The following is a 2,238-nucleotide window of genomic DNA, read 5'->3' on the forward strand; positions in this document are numbered from 1 at the left end:
GATGGGAGTCCAAACCCCGAAATAGATATAATTTCACGGGACTTCAGGTTGTTAAAGATAAAACTGATTTACGCCCACCACCCTTTGCACCTTTTGAACCATCTGAAACCCTGACGCCCGCAGGGCCTGTCCGTCAGGGCGGACAGCCGGCCCCATGTCTCACAGGTGATAGGGTTCGTGGCGGATGATTTTCATGGCGCGGTAGACCTGTTCCGCCAAGATAAGGCGGGCCATCTGGTGGGTGAAGGTCATGGCGCTGATGGAAATTTTCAGGTTCGCCCGTTTCCTTATGTTTTCGCCGTTGCCGTAGGGGCCGCCGATCATGAAGAAGAAGTGACTGGTGCCGGATACCATTTTCCGGCGGAGGATGTCCGCCAGGCCTTCGGATGTCACCGGTTTTCCCTTGAGGTCAAGAAGGATGAGGAAGTCTTCGTCCTTCAGGTATTTCAGAAGTTTGTCCCCTTCTTTTTCCATCACTTTTTCTTTCATGGCAGGAGATGGATTTTCCGGCATTTTTTCTTCATCAGGGGAAAGGATTTCCACTTTGGCCATGGGGGAAAGTCGTTTCAAATATTCATCAATTCCCTGACGCATCCACTTTTCTTTGATTTTTCCAATGGTTAGAAATGTGAATCTCATCAGTTTCCGGACTCCGGTGCCGCTGCCAGAAGGACTTCGGTGTCTTCTTTCTTTCCATTGTGTTCGTAGGTGACTTTGATGCGGTCTCCGGGCTTATGATTATCCAGGATTTCTCTCATGCCTTTTACAGTGTCGAAGGTCTGGCCGTCAATGGCAAGAATGTAGTCGCCGGGACGGATGTCCGTGAGGCTCATGGGGCTTCTGGAGGCAATTTTCATCACCAGCACGCCGCCGTCATGGTCCCAGTTGTAGCCATAGCGCTGGGCAATGTCCTTGTCTGCCGCATAGACACCCAGATAGGCCCTGGTCACTTTGCCGTTGGAAATCAGCTGCTGGATAATGCCTTTGGCGGAGTTGATAGGAATAGCAAAGCCCATGCCTTCTACCCCTTCCTTGGCGATTTTGGCACTGTTGATGCCTACCACCTTGCCGTCGGCAGTCACCAGGGCGCCGCCGGAGTTGCCGGGATTGATGGCCGCATCTGTCTGGATGAGTTTGAAACGCTGGTCGATGTCATCCAGGCTTCTGTTCAGGGCACTGATGACGCCCACGGTGACGGTGCCCTGGAATTCCAGTCCCAGGGGGTTGCCGATGGCAATGGCAGTCTCCCCTACCTGCAGGGCGTCGGAGTCGCCGAAGGTGGCAACAGGCAGATCATCGCTGCCTTCAATCTTGACTACCGCCAGGTCTGTGGAGGGGTCTGTGCCTACCACCTTGCCCGGTACAGTTTTGCCGCTGGAAAGGCTTACATTCACTTCTTTGCTGCCGGATACTACATGGTTGTTGGTGACAATGTATCCTTTCTTGTCAAAAAGGACACCGGAGCCTACGCTCTGCCCCACTTCCACCCGGCGGTTGAACATGTCCCGGTCATAGACTCTGGTTGTAATGCCTACGATGGCAGGCCCCACTTCCTTCACCGCCTGCACCACGGCGGTGTTGCGAATGGCAGGCAGGTCTTCCATTTTTTTATTGCTGCCCTGGGGCATCTGGTAGGAAGAAGCGGCCGGCGATTTCTGGGTGCCGGAGAATCCGCCGAAGTAGCATCCTCCTGCACCGCCGATAACCAGCATGGCCAGCGCCAGTGCTGCGATTTTCATTCTTCCGCTTCTGGAACCACGGGATGTGTCCTTCATGGCTTCTCCATTTTCTTTCAGCTGTTTGTCCAAGTCTTCTCTATCCATAGGTACCTCCCTGTTTTGGGAAATCAATTTCAAAAAGTCTGTATGTAAAGCAGATGGAAAGGAAATATTCCTCCCCTGCCGGTTCACTCATTATAGCACATTTAGAGGGTTCCAAAGGGAAAAAGGTTCTTAAGATTGACCGGCCCTTTGGGCGGTCGGGTTCTTAGGTTTGACGCAGCCTATCGGCTGCGAGGGTTGTGGATTGCTGCTGCGCGGCAATGATTATGAAGTCAGCGTTACAGGATTTGCTTTGGTGTCACCAGTGCTGCGTGACGGAGGGTATTAGGGGGGCTGTGAAAAAATGTAAATCATTTTTTCACAGCCTATATTTTATATCAGCTGCCGCAGGCAGCTGACCCCTTCCGGCTCGCTGCGCTCGCCACCCACCCCTGGGCAGGGGTGGGCAAGGTATGTA

At 53.0% G+C, this 2,238-nt stretch carries 2 protein-coding genes; both read right to left on the bottom strand.

The genetic code is table 11. The annotated features are described in order from the left end of the window. Window positions 1-159: 159 nt before the first annotated feature. The gene (gene rlmH, locus Q0482_RS02055) at window positions 160-639 is read right to left on the bottom strand and encodes a 23S rRNA (pseudouridine(1915)-N(3))-methyltransferase RlmH (protein WP_299142719.1); all 480 of its coding nucleotides are present in this window, start codon (window positions 637-639) and stop codon (window positions 160-162) included. Continuing rightward, the gene (locus Q0482_RS02060; protein WP_299142721.1) at window positions 639-1,823 is read right to left on the bottom strand and encodes a trypsin-like peptidase domain-containing protein; all 1,185 of its coding nucleotides are present in this window, start codon (window positions 1,821-1,823) and stop codon (window positions 639-641) included. Before Q0482_RS02060 ends, rlmH begins: the two co-directional genes overlap by 1 nt. Between the last annotated feature and the right edge of the window lie 415 nt (window positions 1,824-2,238).

It is taken from the genome of uncultured Dialister sp. (assembly GCF_937959425.1).
Lineage (GTDB): Bacteria > Bacillota > Negativicutes > Veillonellales > Dialisteraceae > Dialister.